The following is a 21258-nucleotide window of genomic DNA, read 5'->3' as shown; positions in this document are numbered from 1 at the left end:
ATTGAATTTGCAGGTTTGGCTATAGAAAAACCTATAGCCAAGCCTGATATGGACTTTATTTTCCTCATCATAGCTTTGTTAACCACTCATGGTCTTTGTCATTGGTAAATCTCCATTTTCGGATGGGGCCGGCCATGACATTTAGATAATATAGTCGATAACCTGGAGGTGCCGAACAAGGATGGTGCCCCTTGGGCACGAGGACGACATCGCCGTCGTTGACGATGATCGTTTCATCAAGAGTGCGATCATCCGTATAAACTCGCTGGATGGCAAACCCACCTTCTGCCGGATCGATTTTATGATAGTAAGTCTCTTCCAAATACGTTTCGTTTGGATAGTTATCCGTATCATGCTTATGCGGCGGGTAGCTGGACCAATTTCCGGCCGGGGTATAGACTTCAAACACGAAAAGGCTGTCGGCCGGCTTATCCTCTGGAATAATTCCATTAATCTCCCTTTCCATATAACCAGAGCCGCGTTGTGCCACATCGACATCTTCCGGCCGAATTAGCCGTGCTTCGTAAGTCCCTTTTCCAGGAGCCGTGCAAACAGCGATTTCCAGATCAGTCAAAGCTTCCAATTTTACTTGGTCATCATTTGGAATATACACGGTATATGCCGGGGTCTCGTCAAACACACTCATTCTTTCTCCTATGTTGGCCCACGATTGGGATTTTGTTGCTGCATTGGCACGGCCGGATAAAAGGACGATGGCCATCTCTCTATCCCCAGTCTCTTTTGCAAACGTTTCTCCGGGTCGCAATGTGTACACTTCAAAACCTACATATTCCCAATTGGCGGATTCCGGTGTGACACGAAGAATATTTCCATCTTCAGCAGGCTGTTCTTTTGGTTTTACTAATAATGTAGACAAGGCGCATTCCTCCTATTTGTTAATCGTTTTAATATTTTCTTGCTTTGCTTTTATGTGCTTCCATCACCGTATGTGCTTGTTCGACCTTCGGACTTTCAGACACTTCCGCAACCCCCAAATGCCACCAAGACTCATAAGTGCTAGAACCTGTGCCAGGTAAAACTTTTATATCAATCAATGTAGTGACTGTTTCTTGCTTAGCCATTTCCAATGCCTTTTTCAATTCATCTATTGTGTGGGCTGTATAACCTTTTGCCCCCATACTCCTGGCATTGGCCGCAAAGTCGATATCCAGATATGGACCGCTTAACCGGTTGTCTTCCTCCGAACGATAGCGAAACTCATTGCCAAACCCTTCACTTCCTTGACCGACCTGCAAGCCATGTATACATTGAAACCCATTATTATCCAATAAAAGCACCGTTATTTTCTTCTTTTCTTGAATGCTTGTCACGAGTTCTGAATGAAGCATCAGATAACTCCCATCGCCAACGAAAGCATATACTTCTTGATCATCATCCGCGGCCATTTTGGCCCCCAGAGCCCCCGCCACTTCATAACCCATACAGGAAAAACCGTATTCCATATTGTATGTTTTTGGCTCCGTTGTTCTCCATAATCGCAAAAGGTCGCCGGGCATGCTTCCAGCCGCGCAAGTGATAATATCTTTTTCACCAATAAATCTATTAATCTCGCCAATTACCCGGGTTTGCGATAAACCGCTTTCAAGCGTTTGAGAATAATAATGATCCACTTCTTTTGTCCATTCATCTTTCAAATCTTTTAATCTATTCAGGTCATAATCGCTTTGATAACTTTTGTTTTTCAACTCTTCTGTTAATTTATCAAGAGCTATTTTAGCGTCAGCCACAAGCATTTGAGATTCCATTTTCATCGCATCGAATCCGCTTACATTTATGCTTAAAAACTCGACTTCCGGATTTTCAAAGGCCCATTTGGAAGAGGTGGAAAAATCGGTTAACCTTGTTCCAATTGCGATCACCAAATCAGCCTTTTTCGCCAAAACATTCGATGCCAGGGAACCGTTTGCTCCCATACCGCCCATGTTAAATGGATGCTTCCATGATAAAGCGCTTTTTCCGGCTTGGGTTTCGCCTACCGGAATTTGGAACTCTTCGGCAAACTGGGCCAGTTCTTTTTCCGCAAATGAGTAATGTACTCCTCCACCCGCGATGATTACCGGATATTTCTTTCTCGAGATAAGTTGAACAGCGCGCTCAACTGCTTCATCTGATGGTATTTTCCTTTCAATATAGTGAACTCTCTTTTTAAAAAACTCGACTGGATAATCGTATGCCTCCGCCTGAACATCTTGCGGCATGGAAAGTGTCACTGCCCCTGTTTCCACTGGATCGGTCAGCACCCGCATCGCGTTTAAAGCCGCGGTCATCAACTGTTCAGGGCGAGAAATACAGTCCCAGTATTTGCTGACCGGTTTAAACGCATCGTTAGAGGAAACGGTATAGTCACGCGGGTCTTCTATTTGCTGTAAAACGGGATCGGGCTGACGACTGGCAAAAATATCACCCGGCAACAACAAGACGGGTATTCTATTGACTGTCGCAGTGGCTGCGGCAGTCACCATGTTCAATGCCCCCGGTCCAATCGATGTGGTGCAAGCATAAATCTCCAGCCGGTTTTTCTGTTTAGCAAAGGCAGTGGCGGCATGGACCATCCCCTGTTCATTTTTACCTTGAATATATGTCAGCTCGCCTTTGTGATTCTCCAATGCTTCACCTATTCCCGTCACATTCCCGTGTCCGAATATTCCAAATACACCTTTTACAAATTTTCTTTCTTCTCCATCAAAATGAACATATTGATTGTCTAAAAACTTGACCAATGCTTGTGCCATCGTTAGTCGAATCGTTTTCATCACTTTCAACTCCCCTTATTTAACGCACATATATTTTTTTATTCGTTTTATACGATTTTGTGGCCGCTTCAGAAATCTGCAATGCCATCTTTCCATCCATTGCATTCACACTCGGTTGCGTATTGGTTTGTATACATTCAATAAAGTGTTCCATTTCTATTAAAAAGGCATCTTTAAAATAAGTGGGAAAGTCGGGAATCGTATCATAATAAGACTTATTTTTTGTAAAAATAATATTGTTATGTTGTTGCAGCGAGCCAATTTGTATCATGCCCTCAGTTCCTAACACTTCTCCCCTAATATCATAGCCAAAGGTAGAATTCCTGCTTCCTTCTATATCAGCTGTCACGCCACTTTCAAATTCAAGATATGACAAGGCCTGATCCGCATCATCGTATTTTTTCATGAACGGATGAACGAGTACTTTGCCGAAGGATTGAATAGATTTCACTTCACTTCCAAGTAAAAATCTCGCTATATCAAAATCATGTATACACAAATCCAAGAATATTCCGCCACTTGTTTTTATATATGCCTCAGGCGGCGACCCGGGATCTCTGCTCACTCCTTTAAAATGAAGGGGTTCACCAATATCGCCTTGCGCAATCCTTTTTTTGGCCTCCAAATAAGAGGGATCAAACCTTCTCATAAAACCGACCTGACAAATGATCTGATGTTTTTTCAATTCTTCAATCACCGAGTCCGCCTCTTCACTCGTTTCGGTGATGGGCTTATCCACAAAAATATGCTTCTTATGTTTGGCAGCCTGTATAATGATTTCAGCATGTGTATTTGTTGGTGTGACGATGATAACCGCTTCAATGGCATCGTCTTCTAATACTTCCCGAAGGTTGCTTGTAAATTTGTCAATCCCCAACTTTCGGGCAGCTTTTTCAGCGCTCTCCATTCGCGAAGCAACAATTGTGGCAACTTCGGCATTCGGTATATGATAAACGAGATTTGCCGCATGGATCATGCCCAGGCGTCCAACTCCTATGACTGCGCATCTCACTTTCTTTCTCACGATTCCACTTCCCTTAAACAGATTATCGTTTTCAGTATAGCGCTTAACTAATGCTTAAAAACAATCCTTAAATTACATGTTGATAGATGGGCAGACCCCTTTCCATCGGGAGGGAAACTTCTCCTTGAATTAACGGCTCTGCGTATTTGATAAATTCAGCAGTCATGGTATTGCCTTTTTCATCGTACCAGTCGATTGGCACAAATTTTTCTTTTCCGGCCGCGCTCGCTAATGGTTTGGGACGATAAGCAATGACATAATCATGTTGAATGTTCTCCTCCCTGTCCAAGCCGACCATGATGCTTGAATATCCTTTTTCCGCATACATCCATGACTGTTTTCCGAGCTCATACGCTTCTTGGACATCTGTTTTGGAAGAAAGCAACATGCTGCTTCTTTGCCAAATACTCGGGGCAATGGATCTGGTCTCTATTCCGGTTTCAGACCCAATGACAGCTTGTAAATAAGTTGATACTCCTCCTAGTTTCGGTCGGCCCAGCGCGTCAAATTCCACATCCTTTTCATTTATCAACTGGCCTTTATCATTTTTAATTCCTTCCGCGACAATCACAAAAGTATCTCTTTTTTCTTCGTGCGCCTGCATCACTTTCATCAGGCATTCCTCCAGATGAAATGGAACTTCCGGAATGTATACCAGATTTTGATTGGCATCCGTTTGGCAAGTGGCCAATGAACATGCCGCAGCCAGCCAACCAGTATGCCTCCCCATCGTTTCAATAATGGTAATTCGCTCACTATAAGGGAAACTCGCCACATCCATCTTCATATCCAATATGGAAGTCGCCAGAAACTTAGCGGCACTTCCATATCCAGGTGAATGATCCGTTCCCATTACGTCATTGTCGATTGACTTCGGCACTCCAACTACAACTAGATCAAACCCCATCGTCTTTGCCCTGTCGTCTATCAGCTTAGCCACATTCATAGAACCATTCCCACCAATATAAAAGAAATATCGAATTTCCTTTCTCTTCAATAAATTAACGATCTGATCTACTTCATCACCGGTCAATTTATGCCGACAAGTGCCAAGAGCAGCTCCCGGTGTCCAGCGCAACCGATGGCAATCATTGTCTGACAGCGTACTTAAATCAATAAACGATTCATTGATTAAACCATGTATGCCGCCAATTGATCCATACACCTTCCCTTTCATGCCTGTCAGTTTCATTTGATCAAGCAGTCCTACCATAGAATTATTAATGACCGCGGTCGGTCCGCCCGATTGGACAATCAGACAGTTCCCTGCCAACGTTGAACACTTCCTTATTGATTGGATTAAGCGCTTTACTTATACAAAAAACGCATTCAAGCAGCACGGCTTTCAAATTTAAAAGTTTAATTCGTTTTACAAGCTACATTCAAAGCTTGGGTTGATTTTCTGGTGACCAATGAAGGGAGAAGAGTCACTCGGCTCTTTTCTTCTTTTTCACCATTGATAATAGACACCATCAAATCCATTACTTCTCGACCCATACTTTCAATTGGCTGCGCAACAGTCGTTAGCGGCGGGTCTATGACTGTGGCAATAGATGTGTTGTCAAAGCCAATAACCGACAAATCTTCCGGAATTTGTAAGCCCCATTCTTTTGCCATTTGAATGACACCGGCGGCCAACAAATCATTGCAGGCAAATATGGCTGTAGGCCGGTTATCTCCTGTAAGATACTTTTCAGTCATATGTCTTCCAGCTTTAATATGGTCGTTAATGTCCTTTATAAAATCAAAGTTTTTATTGATCTGCAAACCATGACTTTCCAAGGCATAATGAAAGCCTCTTAGCCTTTCCCGGTTACTCCATAAATCTCTGGCGACGACTCCCATATTTTGATGCCCTAATTCTATTAGATGATTCGCCGCCACATAGCCGCCCATAAAGTCATCTATTGCTACGGCATTCACCGAAAACATGGGAAAGTCGCGGGCGACGATCACTACGGGAATTTCTTCTTTTATTAATTCTTCCACTTTCTTGAGATCTTCGAAACCTGAAGCCAGTATAAAACCGTCTACCCTTTTTTGCTTCAATAACAATAGATATTTGTTTTCTTTGGCACTATCATAATCGGTGTTGCAAATGACAATGTTATAACCTAATTCATGCCCTCTATCTTCAATCCTTCTAGCTAATTCAGAAAAAAACGGGTTGACTAAATCGGGAATGAGCAATCCTATTGTTTTCGTTTGCTTGCCCATTAATGCGGAAGCCAACATATTGGGGTAATAATCCAACTCTTTCATAATTCGTTTTACTTTTTGTCTCGTCTTGTCACTGATGTTCCCGGTATTATTGATCACTTTTGAAACGGTCGCAATTGAAACATTGGCCGCCTTTGCTACATCATAAATAGTTACTTTCAATTTTTATCACCATGTTTTTCCAAAGTATATGTATATTGTATTATATTTCTATCACTTTGGAAGCATTCCGCATTGATTTGTAAGCACTTTCTAAATATTTTACGATTTTCAGTGAATCGCTTTCATTATAAATCGGAGTTTTATTGTGGATGACACACTCTTGAAAGTGGTTAACTTGTTTTACATATTGATCATCCTCAAATGACTTTCTCTGTATTTCATGACCATTGAGATCTAACATTTTTACGATACCGCTTCCATCTTTTGAAACATCCGGCCTAAAGGCCGACTCAACGATAATCGCGCCTTTTTCCCCAAAAATTTCATAGCGATCAAGAAATGATCCTTCAAAAGAGGCGCTGACTTCCGCGCAACGATTGTTATCATCCTGTAAAAAACAAACAGAGGTCGTGTCCACTTGATGCTCGGGATCCACTTTTCCAATCATGGAAATATGTGTCGGCTGCAATCCCACAATCTGGGTAACTGCATGTATGCCATAACATCCGACATCCCATAACGCTCCCCCGCCAAGTTCTCTGTTAAACCGGATATCCTCCCGATCTTCCAGAAAAAATGAAAAGTGTGCTTTTACATATCGATAATCACCGATTACCCCTGAATCCATCAGCTCCTTTACATACTGATGCTGAGAGTGGAATTGATACATAAAGGCTTCCATAAAGATTACATGATTCTGTTGCGCCGCTTCGCACATTTCTTGCATATCATCCTCAGAAATGGTCGCAGGCTTTTCCACTAATACATGTTTTTGTGCCGCCATGGCTTTCACGGCCCACTCTTTATGTAGTGCGTTCGGCAAGGGAATATATACGGCATCGACTTGATCGTCCCGCAGCAATTCCTCATATGAGTCATATACCTTGGAGATATGAAAGCGCTTAGCTTTTTCTTTGCTTTTAGAAGCAACAGCAATTACGTCCCCCATACCAGAACGGCGAATGGCCGGTACAACTTGATCGTATGCAATATTGGCGGCTCCGAGTATTCCCCATTTTACTCTGTTCATAGACTTTTCAATCTCCTCACTCGATTCAAAAGTAAAGCGCTTTACTTTAAACCGAATTATATATTATTTTTGAATAGTCCGCAACATAATTTTTAAAAAAATATGAAGTTTAGTAAGATTTTGTCGTAAATGCAAGGAAAATATCGATACATGCACACATCGAGACGGCTATCATCACCACTCTTCTTTTCTCTGCCAGTGTACTGAATGCTGATGATTATTTTTACTGTCATAACACCTCAAGCTGGATTCACTTTAAGCCTCTAACTCATTTTTTGTACAGGTAAGAAAAGCAAATGTTTTTTTGAATATAACCATTTTTGTGGTTTCCGCATATTTTTATAATGGGTCGAAAAACTCATAAAGTATCTAAAGGTGGGATAAATAGTGAAGCCGAAGTTGGATCCAGTCCGTGGTTTTTTTAATAAATGGGAAATGTACAAAATTGTGAAAGAAAAACCCGCACCGTACTTTCGCATACCTCATACAGGTGTTTTTTCTCGGCAATCTTTTGAACAGTTTATAAGTGAGTATGAATGCATTTTTATAAAGTCTGTTTTTACTTTTGGCGGTGAAAAAATCAGCAAAATTACGAAGGAGAACGGGCAGCTCGTTTGGAAACTGCAGGGACATCCTGGCAAGGGCTTTGATCAAATCGAACCACTGTTTGCTGAACTGTCCGGCGTTTATAATGATGAGCTTTGTATTGTACAGGAAGGGGCACCTTTGTTGATGTACAAAGAACGTCCCATCGACATTCGGGCCCATTTACAGCGGGATCTTGATGAGAAATGGGTTTATGCCGGAGATTTAGTCCGTGTAGGAGGACCCGAGTCGATTGTGTCAAACTTTGAAAGCAATGGAACTGTTGAACCTACAAAGAAAGTATTATCTACCTTATTTAAAAGCGAAGAGCGAGCTGCCCAAATTATGGAAAATGTCGCCAAATCAGCCATGCACATTTGTCATTTGCTAGATGAACATGATATTTTCATGGAAGCTGGAATCGATTTCGGTGTTGATGGCAAAGGAGAACTGTGGTTGATTGAAGTGAATACAAACGATTCACAAGGAGCTCCAGACAGGGCATTGTTTAAGCGGCTGCCCGATCAGACATACTATAATGATATTATGACCAGACTAACAAGAGTAAATGAGCAATTAGTTAAAGAGCTTTTTGCGTACTTCGAGGAATACGTTAAAAAGAATAAAAATGAACGGGTATAGCACTCCTTTCCCAGTGCCCACCTTTATGAAGAAAGACTTGCTGTCCATCATAGCGAAGCAAGTCTTTTTTTATTTTAGATGCTACAAATCTAAAAAATGTTGAATTGAACACCTTTTCGTTATATGGTTAATTACATAAGTAACTAACCAATGTGGTGGTGAAGCGGTGAAACATTTAGTAGATGACGGACGCCCCATTTTTATACAAATTGCCGAGCGAATCGAGGATGACATTATTTCAGGCAGTTTGTCGGAAGAATCTCAGGTCCCGTCAACCAATCAATTCGCGGCCTTTTACAAGATCAATCCTGCTACTGCCGCTAAAGGCGTCAACTTGTTGGTAGATGATGGAATTCTTTATAAAAAGCGGGGGATTGGAATGTTTGTGGCGAAAGGCGCACGTTCGAAGCTAAAAGAAAAACGGAAAAAGTTATTTTATGAACAACATGTCGCAACGGTGATCCGAGAGGCAAAGAAACTGGGAATTACGTCAGAACAGTTGATTGAACTTATTCGGAAAGGAGCTGAAAAGTAATGGGCTATATCGTCGAAGCGAATGGATTGGAAAAAGCGTTTGGCAGCTTTAAAGCTGTAAATGATGTTAACTTTTCCATAGAAAAAGACAAAATATATGGCTTGCTCGGGAGAAATGGAGCCGGCAAAACGACATTAATGAAACTGATTACTGCGCAAATTTTTCCAACTGGAGGCAACATTAAGGTATTTGGCGAAAATCCGTATGAAAACAGGAATGTGTTGAAGCAAATTTGTTTTATAAAGGAGAGTCAAAAATACCCGGATCATTATACGGTAGGTGATGCCATTGCTGTTTCCAAATCTATTTTCCCGAATTGGGATGAGGATTTTGCTCTTTCGCTAATAGATGAATTTCGCCTCCCTTCCAAGCGTCGGATTAAAAAGCTCTCCCCGCGGCATGCATTCAGCGGTTGGAATTGTCATTGGACTGGCGAGCCGGGCTTCCTTAACGATATTTGATGAACCCTATTTGGGTCTTGATGCCGTATCCCGAAATGTTTTTTACGATCGGCTGATGGATGATTATGCGGAACATCCACGTACAGTGATTCTTTCTACACATTTGATTGATGAAGTGAGCAATTTGCTTGAGCATATATTCATGATGGCGGACGGTGAGCTGATCATCGATCAAGATGCTGAGGACCTCAGGGGAATGGCCTTTACGGTTACCGGCCGGGCACCTGAAGTTGAAGGTTTCATTTCCGGGAAAGAAGTGATCCATCGGGAACCGTTCGGAGGATTGCTATCAGCCACGGTTATTCGGGATCATCATGGCCATGAGCTAAAACAAGCAGAAACAATCGGCCTGGAAATAACCCCTGTTTCGCTGCAGCAGTTAAGCATATATCTGACAACAAAGAGCCGTGAACAAAAAGGAGCGATGACCAAATGAACATGAAAGCTGTTTTCAGCATTCACCGGAAAGATAAATGGATTTGGCTCTATATTCCGTTAATCATTCTCTCTTTTAGCTTTTTTGTCAATCTGATTGTCAGCTTACTGATTAATAATGATGAAAACATTTACTCGGGCGGTGTCATTTCCATCTTTGCCTATGTGCTTACATTGGGGATGATCGTCGTTGCCCAGTCCTTTTCCTTTGCAATCGGGATGTCCGTCACGCGCAAAGATTATTTCTGGGGCACAGCTTTGATGGGTCTTACGGCAAACTTTATCATCGCCCTTTTCGTGAGTATTTTTGCCTTCTTTGAAAACATGTTAAACAGCTGGGGAAACAGATTATACTTTTTCCATCTTCCTTATTTAAATGAAGGGATTTTTATGGAACAATTGGTGATGTACATGATTCTGTTTACCTTTTTATTTTTTCTTGGATTTCTGATTATGAGCTTTGCCAAGCGTTTTGGTGGCAAAGGATTGCTGCTGTTATTGTTATCCCTGTTATTGGCCAGTAGTATCGCGGTATTTTTATTTCATCATTTCCGTGTGTGGACCGATATCTTTCACTGGTTTTTGTCCCAAACGGCGGCCGGGGTTTCCTATTGGCTTTTGCCACTGATTTTATTCAGTATAGCCAGCTCATTTTTCTTACTTCGAAAAGCGTCCGTTTAATAATAAGTGAAACTTCATTCAGTAGGGATCCACTGAATGTTAGTTGAACCAATCGGGGCATTTAGGTGCCGTTTTCTCACACTTAGACCTTTTGGATCACCCTCACGTTTTGAAGTAGGAGTCTTACAGCACATTACAAAAAGCTTGCCCCTGTTTTTATTCAAGAGCAAGCTTTTTTATCATCTATATTTTCCCTTTTAATCCACTCTTCGAACAGCGCTTGCCGAGGGCGCATATTCGTTGTCACACATACTTTTTTTCCTTAATAATGCGAGCCCGAGAGTGGAAATGAAAACAGCCCCGCTTGCGATGAGTATCGTTATTTTTGAAGTAAATGCGTCTGCGAGAACACCGCCCAAAAAAGGACCAACGATGGCCGATACGGCGAAAAAGATATTAAATAAACCATATAGAGCCCCATAAGAATTTTGTTCACTTTCGCCTTGGGTATTGCCCAGCATTGTCAAAGTCGGTGAAACCGCCAATCCCATGCTCGCCCCCACAAGCAACAAAGCAATGACCATTTGCAAACCGGATTTGGCAAAGACAATGAACGGCAAAAATACCCCCACAAGAAGCAAGCCAAATAAAACGACACGACTCGGTGTGTATTTGTTTATTAACAAGCCGGAAATGGGCGCCATAACGCCATAAGCCAATGTTAACACCCCAAACATTAAGCCGATAAAGAGGGAATTACCGCTGAACGTACTGGATAAATACATCGGCAGGATAGGCTCTAACATCGTCAATGTTCCTTCACTGATGAACATAATTGTCAATATCCAGATGACGGGACGTTGTTTTAACAGCTCCGTTATTTTTTTTGGTTCCTGCACATTGCTCCGCTTCGCCTCTTTTAAATAGATGGCTGCAAGAATGACAACTACGATGAGGATGGCTGATATCGTATAAAAGGGTGTTTGATAACTGCCAACTTCAATAAGCAAGCCCCCAACTGGCGCTCCCAATAATGTGCCCGCAGACAGACTGGTCATCGCCAGCCCCATGGCAACAGCCCGTTCTTTTTTAACGAATAAATCGGCAAGCAAAGAAAGCGCCGCCGTCCAAGTTGCCGCGGCAGCAATGCCTTGTAATGCCCTGGCAATAATTAACACTTCAAACTGCATCGGGTTGGAAAAAAGGATCGTAGAGAGACTTAATCCAATCAAGCCGCCAACAATCGGTTTTTTTCTGCCGATCCGATCTGTCAACTTTCCAAAATACGTTGTCGTAATCAGTAATGTAATAGAATAGCTGCTAAATAAAACGCCGATCATCGTGGGTGAAGCGGCAAATGTCTCTTCATAATAGGGAGTTAAAGGAATGATCACACTGTATAACAGCATATCCAAAAATAGAATGATCACAACAAAAGTTAAGCCGATCTTTTTTCTTCTACTCATTTGTTTCAAAAAACTCATATAGCTAGCACCTCTACAAAAATGTGAAAACCATTTTGGTTTTTAAAGTTTTCTCACGCAAAAAAATAACATAATGGTTGCAGCGGTGATTAACGTTCACCCTGTTCTGCAACCATTCCAAACAATAAAACATTAACAATACCACTCATAGCCTCTTCCACAGTGATCCTATTTTCCCAAATGAAGTGGCGGTCCAATGTAAGATTCGTTGCATCTATAACGAGTCGCATGAGCAAATCAATATTTTGATCTTTAATGACCCCGTCCTCAATCCCCTGTTCAAGCAGCTTTTTTAAAGGCTCCCACTCATTTAAAGAGTTGTGCATTCTTTCCCATTGCTTTGGATAGTACTTTTTCATCTGTTCCAATATGTGCAGATCATAGAATTCATCATATTTCGGAACAACCTTAATGGCCGCTTTTATTTTTTCCAGCAGGGTTAGGCTGTTATCTTGAATAATCGTCTCTGTTCTTTCATCAAATTCGCTGATTGTCAACTCTATCAGGGCATCTAAAATATCCGCTTTTGCCGGGAAATGTTCATACAATGTCCGTTTACTGATCCCCAACCGGCCCGCCAAGTCGTTCATCGTAAATTTAATCCCTTTATCCTTCATTTCATCCACAAAGGCTTGCATGATTCTTTCTTTCAACCTATACCCCTCCACAAAAACCATTTAAACTATAATAGTTTTAATGGTTTTTTGATACTGTCTATTATACAGGTAAAAACACGTTGCGGCAAGATCCATAAAAACATTACTGAGCGCCCGTTTATAAAGGTTTTTACTCATCGAATGCATTTCTGATGCTAATGCCTTACCACAAAAAACCCCCAAGCAACAGATGTATTATCCATTACTCGGGGACAGCATCACTGATTTGTATAAAACGTTGCGGGAATTGAACCAAAATTTCTTCGGTGATATAACATGGGGTCCCGCTTCTCTACACGTATATCAATGACTTTTCCAATTAAAATCGTATGGTCTCCTGCTACAACTGTTTGGTAAACCTCACATTGCAGAACTGAAAGCGCACCTTTCATAATCGGGAGCCCATGTTCTTTTTGCTGATTTTTCATGTAAGGCTTTTAACACAACCCGCGGGGTCTAATTTTATCTTGATAGGCATATCACGAATCATACCTGCTCCTCTTTTCAGTTTTCGCACATATGCTTTTAGCGGTTTCAGGCTGGAAATGAAATGGTGAATGGCAAGTTCTGGATCGGTTTTTTCTCCACACGTATAACAATCAATGGCAATGAACGATTTTTCCGGATAGCTATGAATGGATAAATGACTTTCCGACAACAAAATAACAGCAGTCATTCCATACGGTTGAAACTCTTTACACTGAGCGGATACGATCGTGGCTCCGGACATCTTGGCTGCATTTTTCGCCAAAGCGGCCAACAATACATTGTTTTTGATAATGGATGGGTCAATGGACCATAAATCGGCGGTTATATGGATTCCTTCTGTTGTATATTTCATATAGGCACTCAAACCCTCCTTAATTTTAATCACCTTTATTATTTAGACATCTAAACAATCACTCGACATTTTTTACCTCACGTTTGATGAGGTCAAATGTTTTATAATAGCAGGCACTGCACCCTGCCTTTTTCAGTTGTTCGATTGTTTTATAATGTTGATCGAAACCGACATGATAAGTTGTTCGGCATTTTTTGCAACTGTACTGGCGAAGCGTTTGTTTGATTTCCCCTGTATATAAAGGTTTTTCAAATGTGTCTGTGTACAGCGGGGTTGTTTTGCAAGTTGTTGTCAATGTCATTAGTTGCCCGCTGCCACCGAGAATTTGCGCTCCTTCATATTCATTAAAATTCGGCATGATTTCTGTTGCAGACAAACCTAATTTGGTTATCTCTTCTTGAATACGTAACATGAAATTTGGGTGTTTATGCGCATAGGATAAATATATTTTCAATCCTATTTGGTTTTTTAGGGCTTCAATTCCCCTGGAAAGAAACAATGAAAGACCAGATGATGTATATGGCGGGTCTGTAAAAACACAATCAAACTGATCCGCCCATTCTTTAGGCAGTGGATTTCTTACATCCCATTGCAGGCAGTCAATCTCTAAGTTGTATTGCCGCGAGATATTTTCGATATGTTCCAACATCTTATTGTCGATATCTATGACCTGTATGTTTGTGTGTATATTCCTGTTTGGTAAAAGCTTTTTCAAAATGAGTGCAAGTGAAACACTGACTAAATCATCATCTCCGACACAAAGTACTTTTTTACCGATCACGGAGTGGGAACGTATAGCATGTATGGCCCGCTTAAAACTTGTTTCGGGCGTACATTTTGATTGATCAATTACAGCGTTGATCTGTGGTCTGGAATCATATATATGTCGATATTTTTTTACAAAGAGATCTGTTGGGAAAGAAGGACTGCTGCTGATTTTGTTCCATAACTCCCTATGAAAACTGGTATATCCCAACTCCGTTTCAACAAATCTTTTGCCATGGAAAGTACAGCGAGTTCCTCGTTGGGATGTCAGCGCTCCCGCTTTTACCAGTTCATTCCTAATAGCAACCGTGATCGGAACAGGAATCTGTAAAGAGCGGGAAAGTTCTTTTGTTGAAATTCCGGGCTTTACATAGCACTCAATCAGCAATCGTTCAACTGCTTGCCTGCCTTCCTCCACTTGGATCTTTTGGCAGGCCCTATCAATATAATTCATCGGATTTTTCCCACCTTTTTGATCAATTCCCGCTCATTAGCTTCTCGAGCTTAATAGTAATGTTTTTCAATGTAATGATTTCTTCCAAACTGAGCTTTGAATAATATTTTTGAATGATCTTGATTTCAATATGGTCCCTTTCCGCAAAGTACTCTTTTCCTTTTTGGGCGAGGGACACAATGATTTCTCTCCTGTTGGCAGGATTGATGGACCTTTTAATATAATGATCTTTTTCCAGCTTTGACATAATCTGGCTAACTGCACTGGAAGTTACCTTCATATGCTTGGCTAGCTCACTCACTGTTAAACCATTATATTTTCTCACCATTTTCAATAGCATTTCCTGCTTCGAGGTTAAATCATATTTCATGAGCGGTCGATATTCATTCACAATGGCCAAATTACAATTTTCTTCTGCCTGATGCAGTTCTTTGACATGTCGAATGTATTCATTTAACATTTCGTTTAAAAATCTCCTGTTAGTAACCTAAAGTGTTTAGTATACTTAATTATATGGTTTTATCATAATAAGTCAAGACATTATTCCGCATCTGCCCGCTCGAAGGTTCTATTTTTTCAAGATGACCAAGATGTGCTTTTTCTCATATAGAGTGCGACGTCGTCCAAGTTTCCCCCTTCTTCCCCGGCAAATTTCAATCCACTCACTCCATATAGAGTGCAACACTCATACCGCTTATCCAGTTCATAGACAATTGGAAATTTCAATCCACTCACTCATATAGAGTGCAACTACTTCTTTTCCGCCGGAGACCTTAACTATAAAACATTTCAATCCATGCGCTCACATAAAAAAAGACTTGCCCGCTGGTCTCCAAGCCAGCGTCAAGTCTTCCTTACTTATTTAGCGATTGATTTTTCATAAGCCGCAATTTTATCTTCCAACTGCAATGTCAAGGCGATTTCATCCCAGCCGTTCAACAACATTTGGCGGCGGTACGGATCAATGGAGAATGAATAGGTGTTCCCATCCGCTGTGTTGATTGTTTCAGTCTCAAGATTGACTGTGACTTGCAACGGCTTTTCCTTCCCTGCTTGCAGCAGTTCTTCGATTTTTGATTCTTCCAATTGAATAGGCAAAATGCCATTTTTAAAGCAATTGCTGTGAAAAATATCGGCAAAGCTTGGTGCGATGACGACACGGAATCCATAGTCGCCCAATGCCCAAGGAGCATGCTCACGCGAAGAACCACAGCCGAAGTTTTCCCGCGCAACCAGAATCTCGCTATGTTTATATTCAGGTTTGTTTAATACGAAATCCGGCTTTTCCGTACCGTCATCGTGAAAACGCCAATGATAGAATAAGTATTTCCCAAATCCGGTACGTTCAATCCGCTTTAAAAATTGCTTCGGGATAATTTGGTCTGTATCTACGTTGGAACGGTCCAGCGGGGTGATGACACTCGTTACTTCTTTAATGGGTTTCATGTGAGCACCTCCCCTTTCAATAAGTTTCTCACGTCAACGAATCGGCCTTCAACCGCCGCAGCGGCAGCCATTTCCGGGCTGACGAGATGTGTACGGGAGCCGTTCCCCTGACGTCCCTCAAAGTTCCGGTTGGACGTCGAAGCACAGCGCATGCCGGGAGGCACTTGATCCGCATTCATGGCGAGACACATGCTGCATCCTGTCTCGCGCCATTCAAATCCGGCATCAAGGAAGATTTTATCTAAACCTTCTTTTTCCGCCTGGGCTTTGACTGTTCGTGATCCGGGAACAACGATGGCGTTTACGCCGCCTTTTACTTTTCTGCCTTTCAATACTTTAGCCGCCGAACGTAAATCTTCCATTCTGGAGTTCGTACATGATCCGATAAATACATATTGAATATCCACATCGGTCATTTTTACTCCGCCTTCAAGACCCATATATTCGAGCGCTTGCTCAATGGATTCTCTTTCAGCTTCATTTTTGGCATCTTCAGGCTTTGGAATTGGTTCTGAAATCGCGACGCCCATGGAAGGATTTGTTCCCCATGTAACAAAGGGTTCGATCTCGGAGGCATCAATATCAATGACTGAATCATATTGTGCATCCGGGTCAGACACGAGTCCTTTCCATTCTTCAACTAATCTATCAAACGCATCACCTGCGGGGACATGTTCACGGCCTCTTAAATATTCAAAGGTCGTTTCATCCGGGCTGATCAAGCCTGCCCTTGCACCGGCTTCAATAGACATGTTGCATACTGTCATTCGTTGTTCCATTGTCAGCTTGCGGATCGCTTCCCCGGTATATTCAATAATGTGGCCTGTTCCGATGTTCACACCATATTTGGCGATGATGGCCAAGATCAAGTCTTTTGCCGTTACGCCCGGCCCAAGATCTCCTTTTACTTCGACTTTCATTGTTTTTGGCTTTGACTGCCACAATGTTTGTGTGGACAGTACGTGTTCAACCTCGCTTGTTCCAATACCGAAAGCAAGAGCGCCAAATGCTCCATGTGTCGATGTATGGCTGTCGCCGCAAACGATTGTCTTTCCAGGCTGTGTTAGCCCGAGTTCCGGCCCGATAACATGAACAATGCCCTGGTTCGGATGTCCAATTCCAGCAAGTGGAACATCAAATTCTAAGCAATTTTTCTCCAGCGTAGTCATTTGTTTCTGGGCGATTGGGTCCGTTACTTCTTCATTCAAGCGTGTTGGAACGTTATGATCCATCGTCGCGAATGTGAGATCAGGCCTGCGCACTTTGCGATTATTTAACCGCAATCCTTCAAACGCTTGCGGAGAAGTTACTTCATGAACAAGATGAAGGTCGATATATAGAAGGTCAGGTTTACCTTCTTCTCTGTGTACTACATGTTTTTCCCATATTTTTTCAATAATTGTTTTGCCCAACTGTCACACCTCACGAATAAGCCGCTAAAATATGGTCTGAAATAAGTTCCTTTTCTATTTCTTCAATGATTTTTTCAGTCATTTCTGTTGTTGTTAATACATTGCTGCCGTCAACTTTAAACTCACCCGTAAAATAACCGTCTTCAAAAACGTTTCTGACCGCTTCTTCAATTGCCGCTGCTTCCTGGTTCATGCCGAATGTACTGCGAAGCATCATGGCACCGGATAAGATGGCTCCAACCGGGTTTGCTTTATTTTGTCCAGCGATGTCGGGCGCAGATCCATGTACAGGTTCGTACAAGCCGAAACCATCTGCGCGAAGGCTTGCGGATGGCAGCATTCCGAGCGAGCCTGCAATAACGGATGCTTCATCACTTAAAATATCGCCAAACATATTCTCGGTGACAATGACATCGAATGAAGCGGGAGAAGTGATTAGCTTCATAGATGCAGAGTCTACTAACATATGTTCATATTCTACTTCTGGATATTCGGCAGCCACTTCTTCCACAATTTTTCGCCATAATCTGCTCGACTCCAATACATTCGCTTTATCGATCGAAGAAACCTTGTTTCTCCGTTGTTTTGCCAACTCAAATGCGAATCTGACGACACGTTCGATTTCTTCACGGCCGTAAACTAACGTATCGACGGCTTGATCGTCTGTATGGTAGCTCGGTTCTCCAAAATAAAGGCCTCCCGTTAGTTCCCTTACGAATACAAGGTCCACACCTTCGGCTACTTCTTCTTTTAATGGGGAGAAGGCTAGAAGCGTTTTGTATGCTTGCACGGGTCTCAAGTTCACACTTAGCTCAAAGTGTTTTCGAATTTGGAGAAGTCCTTTTTCCGGCCGCAGTTCTTTCGGAAAGTGATCCCATTTTGGGCCGCCGATCGCACCAAGTAAAATAGCGTCGCTTTCATCACAAATCTTGATTGTTTCTTCCGGAATGGGATGGCCGGCTTCGTCTAGGGCTGCCCCTCCTAGTAAACCATACACCCACTCAAACTTATGGTGAAAGCGGCGGCCAATTGAATCTAACACGGCAACTGCCGCTTCCGTTACTTCTTTACCAATACCGTCTCCAGAGAGTACAGCTACCCGTTTTTTCATCCCGTGTTTCCTCCTTCATATTTATATTACACCGATGACTTTACGAGCTCTTCCATTTGCTTTTGCAGCAACGAACGGTTGATAGCGTTCAAATACGCTTTGGCCGATGCTTCCAATACATCTTGCGCCGTACCTCTGCCTGTTAGTTCTTCAGTATGATTAAAAGTCAAGTTAACGACGGCTTCTCCAAGCGCGTCTCTTCCTTTGCCAATAGAAGAAACCCTGTAGTCAAGCAAGTTTACTTTTCCATCTACAATCCGTTCGAGCGCGTTAAAAATCGCTTCTACGCTGCCGGCTCCGGTGCAGGCATCTTCTACGACCGTTCCTTCTGGAATTTTTACCTGTACTGTAGCTGTGGGGATATGTTCTGTACCGTATTGAACTTGAATAGACTCAAGTTCATAAATAGCTGCCTCTTCGGCTTTCAACTGCTGGTGCGTCAAAATAGTCCACAAATCTTCTTTCGTAATTTCTTTTTTGCGGTCAGCCAATTGTTTAAATTCTTTGAATGCTTCGTTTAAAGCTTCTTTATCAAGGAGGAAACCCATTTCTTTCGCGCGCTCATGGAACGCGTGGCGGCCGGAATGTTTTCCGAGCACCAAGTTGTTGGATGTTTCGCCTATAAGCTCCGGAGTAATAATTTCATATGTGGTCGGCTCTTTTAACACGCCGTCTTGATGGATGCCTGATTCATGGGCAAACGCATTTTTTCCAACAACAGCTTTGTTCGCCTGGATGACCATTCCGGTCAATTGGCTGACAAGCTGACTCGTGCGTTTGATTTCGTTCAGCGTCAAGTTTGTTTCAACATTGTAAGCATCTTTTCTCGTATAAAGAGCGACTCCTACTTCCTCAAGGGCCGCGTTACCGGCTCTTTCCCCGATTCCATTAATCGTACCCTCAACTTGATCAGCGCCGTTTTCAATTGCGGCAAGCGTGTTTGCTACTGCCATGCCGAGATCGTTGTGGCAATGGGAAGACAATTTAACCTGCTCAACGTTTGGAACATTCTCTTTCATATATTTGAACATCACTCCATATTCATGCGGAGTCGCATAACCAACCGTGTCGGGCAAGTTGATGACTGAAGCGCCAGCCTTGATGGCCTGTTCCACGATATGGGCAAGAAACGCCGGATCAGAGCGAAATGCGTCTTCTGCTGACCATTGCACAATCGGGAAAAATTGCTTCGCATATTTAATCGATTCAACTGCCGTTTCAACGACCTGTTCAGGAGTTTGCTTTAACTTATAAGTCATATGGATCGGTGAAGTGGCAATAAAGACGTGAAGTCTTGGACATTCAGCCACTTTGAGGGCTTCCCAGGCTGCATCGATGTCAGATTTTACTGAACGGGCCAATCCTGTAACAGATGAATGTTTGATGGTGGAAGCAATTTGCCGCACCGCATCCAAATCGCCTGGAGAGGCGGCGGGAAAGCCCGCCTCCATTACATCTACTCCAAAGCGTTCCAATTGCTTGGCAATTTCAAGCTTCTCGGCTGTATTTAAATTAATGCCAGCCGACTGCTCTCCATCGCGAAGTGTTGTATCAAAGATGTCAATTTTTCGCACTGGTCACCACTTCCTTGTCGGCTTTCTTTTTGCCGGCCTTGACAAATGGCATCATTTCGCGAAGCTCTTGGCCTACTTTTTCAATGAGATGTTCACTTTCCCGTTGGTTGATTGCATTAAATTCCGGTCTGTTCAACTGGTTTTCTAACAGCCAGCCTTTTGCAAACTTCCCTGTTTGAATATCGTTCAAGATCTCTTTCATGCGCTCTTTTGTACCTTCATCAATAACACGCGGACCGGATACGAAGTCTCCCCATTGTGCTGTATCGGAGATGGAGTAGCGCATACCTGCCAATCCGTCTTCATACATAAGGTCAACGATTAATTTCAATTCGTGCAAGCACTCAAAGTATGCCAATTCCGGCTGATATCCAGCCTCGACAAGCGTTTCGAAACCAGCTTTTACAAGCGCTGTTGTTCCACCGCAAAGAACTGCTTGTTCTCCGAAAAGATCTGTTTCTGTTTCCTCTTTGAAAGTTGTTTCCAATACGCCGGCACGGGCACTTCCAATTCCTTTTGTATATGCCAATGCAATATCTCTTGCTTTGCCTGTGGCATCTTGATAAATAGCGAATAGAGCCGGTACACCCGCACCTTCTTGGAATGTACGTCTTACCAAATGGCCAGGTCCTTTTGGTGCTGCAAGAAATACGTCAACGTTTGAAGGAGGAACAATTTGGTTAAAGTGCACGTTGAATCCGTGGGCGAATGCCAATGCTTTTCCTTCAGTCAATTCAGGTTTGATTTCATTTTCATATACAGCTGTTTGTCTTTCATCCGGCAGGAGGATCATGATGATATCTGCCTGGGCAGCCGCTTCTTTTACCGGATATACTTCATGTCCGTCTTCTTTTGCTTGCTCAAAAGATTTTCCTGGTCTTACACCTACAATAACGTCAAATCCGTTATCTTTTAAGTTGCTTGCATGGGCATGCCCTTGAGAACCGTAACCCATGATCGCAATCTTCTTTCCTTGTAGTACTGCCTCGTTGATTTCGTTGTTGTAATATACTTTTGCCATAATTT

The 21258-nt window shown here is 42.4% G+C and carries 20 protein-coding genes and 1 pseudogene; 4 read left to right on the top strand and 17 right to left on the bottom strand.

From position 1 onward, the window contains the following. Nucleotides 1-67: 67 nt before the first annotated feature. From iolB to MHB50_RS00855, 6 genes are all read right to left on the bottom strand, one after another. The gene (iolB, locus tag MHB50_RS00880; RefSeq protein ID WP_339161189.1) at nucleotides 68-877 is read right to left on the bottom strand and encodes a 5-deoxy-glucuronate isomerase; all 810 of its coding nucleotides are present in this window, start codon (nucleotides 875-877) and stop codon (nucleotides 68-70) included. Between the two features lie 28 nt (nucleotides 878-905). Beyond that, complete coding sequence (iolD, locus tag MHB50_RS00875; protein ID WP_339161187.1) at nucleotides 906-2774, bottom strand: 3D-(3,5/4)-trihydroxycyclohexane-1,2-dione acylhydrolase (decyclizing); 1869 nt, start codon at nucleotides 2772-2774, stop codon at nucleotides 906-908. Nucleotides 2775-2793: 19 nt separating this feature from the next. After that, nucleotides 2794-3798 carry an inositol 2-dehydrogenase gene (gene iolG, locus MHB50_RS00870; RefSeq protein WP_339161185.1) on the bottom strand — a complete coding sequence of 335 codons (1005 nt, stop codon included), beginning with the start codon at nucleotides 3796-3798 and terminating at the stop codon, nucleotides 2794-2796. A 67-nt stretch (nucleotides 3799-3865) separates the two neighbouring features. After that, on the bottom strand, nucleotides 3866-5071 hold the full coding sequence (locus MHB50_RS00865; RefSeq protein WP_339161183.1) for a diphosphate--fructose-6-phosphate 1-phosphotransferase: 1206 nt from the start codon (nucleotides 5069-5071) through the stop codon (nucleotides 3866-3868). Between the two features lie 86 nt (nucleotides 5072-5157). Further along, nucleotides 5158-6180: a LacI family DNA-binding transcriptional regulator gene (locus MHB50_RS00860; RefSeq protein ID WP_205179773.1), complete on the bottom strand. Its 1023-nt coding sequence runs from the start codon at nucleotides 6178-6180 to the stop codon at nucleotides 5158-5160. Nucleotides 6181-6220: 40 nt separating this feature from the next. Beyond that, the gene (locus tag MHB50_RS00855) at nucleotides 6221-7210 is read right to left on the bottom strand and encodes a Gfo/Idh/MocA family oxidoreductase (protein WP_339161179.1); all 990 of its coding nucleotides are present in this window, start codon (nucleotides 7208-7210) and stop codon (nucleotides 6221-6223) included. A gap of 387 nt (nucleotides 7211-7597) precedes the next feature. On the opposite strand from MHB50_RS00855, the gene MHB50_RS00850 reads away from it, so the two are divergent. The 4 genes and pseudogenes from MHB50_RS00850 (at nucleotide 7598) to MHB50_RS00835 (ending at nucleotide 10549) form a co-directional block, all read left to right on the top strand. Further along, nucleotides 7598-8437, top strand: coding sequence for a YheC/YheD family protein (locus MHB50_RS00850; RefSeq protein ID WP_339161178.1), 840 nt, complete (start codon nucleotides 7598-7600; stop codon nucleotides 8435-8437). Nucleotides 8438-8603: 166 nt separating this feature from the next. Beyond that, nucleotides 8604-8972 (top strand): GntR family transcriptional regulator, encoded by a 369-nt coding sequence (locus tag MHB50_RS00845; protein ID WP_339161175.1) that lies wholly within the window; start codon nucleotides 8604-8606, stop codon nucleotides 8970-8972. Beyond that, nucleotides 8972-9869, top strand: a pseudogene (locus MHB50_RS00840) (ABC transporter ATP-binding protein). The gene MHB50_RS00845 and the pseudogene MHB50_RS00840 overlap by 1 nt, the downstream one beginning before the upstream one ends. After that, on the top strand, nucleotides 9866-10549 hold the full coding sequence (locus MHB50_RS00835; protein WP_339161172.1) for a hypothetical protein: 684 nt from the start codon (nucleotides 9866-9868) through the stop codon (nucleotides 10547-10549). Before MHB50_RS00840 ends, MHB50_RS00835 begins: the two are co-directional and overlap by 4 nt. Nucleotides 10550-10746: 197 nt before the next feature. On the opposite strand, the gene MHB50_RS00830 is transcribed toward MHB50_RS00835, so the two are convergent. From MHB50_RS00830 to ilvC, 11 genes are all read right to left on the bottom strand, one after another. Beyond that, a complete protein-coding gene (locus MHB50_RS00830; protein ID WP_339161169.1) occupies nucleotides 10747-11973 on the bottom strand; it encodes an MFS transporter in 1227 nt (408 codons plus the stop codon). 89 nt (nucleotides 11974-12062) lie between these two features. Beyond that, complete coding sequence (locus MHB50_RS00825) at nucleotides 12063-12626, bottom strand: TetR/AcrR family transcriptional regulator (protein WP_339161167.1); 564 nt, start codon at nucleotides 12624-12626, stop codon at nucleotides 12063-12065. Between the two features lie 221 nt (nucleotides 12627-12847). Then, the gene (locus MHB50_RS00820) at nucleotides 12848-13057 is read right to left on the bottom strand and encodes a flavin reductase family protein (RefSeq protein WP_339161165.1); all 210 of its coding nucleotides are present in this window, start codon (nucleotides 13055-13057) and stop codon (nucleotides 12848-12850) included. Then, nucleotides 13054-13470 carry an adenosylmethionine decarboxylase gene (speD, locus tag MHB50_RS00815; protein ID WP_339161163.1) on the bottom strand — a complete coding sequence of 139 codons (417 nt, stop codon included), beginning with the start codon at nucleotides 13468-13470 and terminating at the stop codon, nucleotides 13054-13056. Before speD ends, MHB50_RS00820 begins: the two co-directional genes overlap by 4 nt. A 58-nt stretch (nucleotides 13471-13528) precedes the next feature. Next, a complete protein-coding gene (locus MHB50_RS00810; protein ID WP_339161161.1) occupies nucleotides 13529-14689 on the bottom strand; it encodes a bis-aminopropyl spermidine synthase family protein in 1161 nt (386 codons plus the stop codon). 22 nt (nucleotides 14690-14711) lie between these two features. Further along, nucleotides 14712-15149 (bottom strand): MarR family transcriptional regulator, encoded by a 438-nt coding sequence (locus MHB50_RS00805; protein ID WP_339161158.1) that lies wholly within the window; start codon nucleotides 15147-15149, stop codon nucleotides 14712-14714. Between the two features lie 398 nt (nucleotides 15150-15547). Next, nucleotides 15548-16135 (bottom strand): 3-isopropylmalate dehydratase small subunit, encoded by a 588-nt coding sequence (leuD, locus tag MHB50_RS00800; RefSeq protein WP_339161155.1) that lies wholly within the window; start codon nucleotides 16133-16135, stop codon nucleotides 15548-15550. After that, nucleotides 16132-17547 (bottom strand): 3-isopropylmalate dehydratase large subunit, encoded by a 1416-nt coding sequence (gene leuC, locus MHB50_RS00795; protein ID WP_339161152.1) that lies wholly within the window; start codon nucleotides 17545-17547, stop codon nucleotides 16132-16134. Before leuC ends, leuD begins: the two co-directional genes overlap by 4 nt. A 10-nt stretch (nucleotides 17548-17557) precedes the next feature. Next, nucleotides 17558-18658, bottom strand: a complete 1101-nt coding sequence (gene leuB, locus MHB50_RS00790; RefSeq protein ID WP_339161150.1) for a 3-isopropylmalate dehydrogenase — start codon at nucleotides 18656-18658, stop codon at nucleotides 17558-17560. 26 nt (nucleotides 18659-18684) lie between these two features. Next, the gene (locus tag MHB50_RS00785; protein ID WP_339161149.1) at nucleotides 18685-20232 is read right to left on the bottom strand and encodes a 2-isopropylmalate synthase; all 1548 of its coding nucleotides are present in this window, start codon (nucleotides 20230-20232) and stop codon (nucleotides 18685-18687) included. Continuing rightward, a complete protein-coding gene (gene ilvC, locus MHB50_RS00780) occupies nucleotides 20219-21253 on the bottom strand; it encodes a ketol-acid reductoisomerase (RefSeq protein ID WP_077109592.1) in 1035 nt (344 codons plus the stop codon). Before ilvC ends, MHB50_RS00785 begins: the two co-directional genes overlap by 14 nt. Nucleotides 21254-21258 lie beyond the last annotated feature (5 nt).

Source organism: Siminovitchia sp. FSL H7-0308 (genome assembly GCF_037980985.1).
GTDB lineage: Bacteria > Bacillota > Bacilli > Bacillales > Bacillaceae_C > Siminovitchia > Siminovitchia thermophila.
The sequence above is the reverse complement of the archived record's forward strand: the minus strand, read 5'-3'. Positions and strand labels throughout refer to the sequence as shown.

What these genes read in the sequence shown, in the direction of transcription:
- iolD (WP_339161187.1), bottom strand. Translation starts at nt 2,774, where the DNA reads ATGAAAACGATTCGACTAACGATGGCACAAGCATTGGTCAAGTTTTTA.
- MHB50_RS00855 (WP_339161179.1), bottom strand. Translation starts at nt 7,210, where the DNA reads ATGAACAGAGTAAAATGGGGAATACTCGGAGCCGCCAATATTGCATAC.
- MHB50_RS00835 (WP_339161172.1), top strand. Translation starts at nt 9,866, where the DNA reads ATGAACATGAAAGCTGTTTTCAGCATTCACCGGAAAGATAAATGGATT.
- MHB50_RS00830 (WP_339161169.1), bottom strand. Translation starts at nt 11,973, where the DNA reads ATGAGTTTTTTGAAACAAATGAGTAGAAGAAAAAAGATCGGCTTAACT.
- MHB50_RS00820 (WP_339161165.1), bottom strand. Translation starts at nt 13,057, where the DNA reads ATGAAAAATCAGCAAAAAGAACATGGGCTCCCGATTATGAAAGGTGCG.
- speD (WP_339161163.1), bottom strand. Translation starts at nt 13,470, where the DNA reads ATGAAATATACAACAGAAGGAATCCATATAACCGCCGATTTATGGTCC.
- MHB50_RS00810 (WP_339161161.1), bottom strand. Translation starts at nt 14,689, where the DNA reads ATGAATTATATTGATAGGGCCTGCCAAAAGATCCAAGTGGAGGAAGGC.
- MHB50_RS00805 (WP_339161158.1), bottom strand. Translation starts at nt 15,149, where the DNA reads ATGTTAAATGAATACATTCGACATGTCAAAGAACTGCATCAGGCAGAA.
- leuD (WP_339161155.1), bottom strand. Translation starts at nt 16,135, where the DNA reads ATGAAACCCATTAAAGAAGTAACGAGTGTCATCACCCCGCTGGACCGT.
- leuB (WP_339161150.1), bottom strand. Translation starts at nt 18,658, where the DNA reads ATGAAAAAACGGGTAGCTGTACTCTCTGGAGACGGTATTGGTAAAGAA.
- ilvC (WP_077109592.1), bottom strand. Translation starts at nt 21,253, where the DNA reads ATGGCAAAAGTATATTACAACAACGAAATCAACGAGGCAGTACTACAA.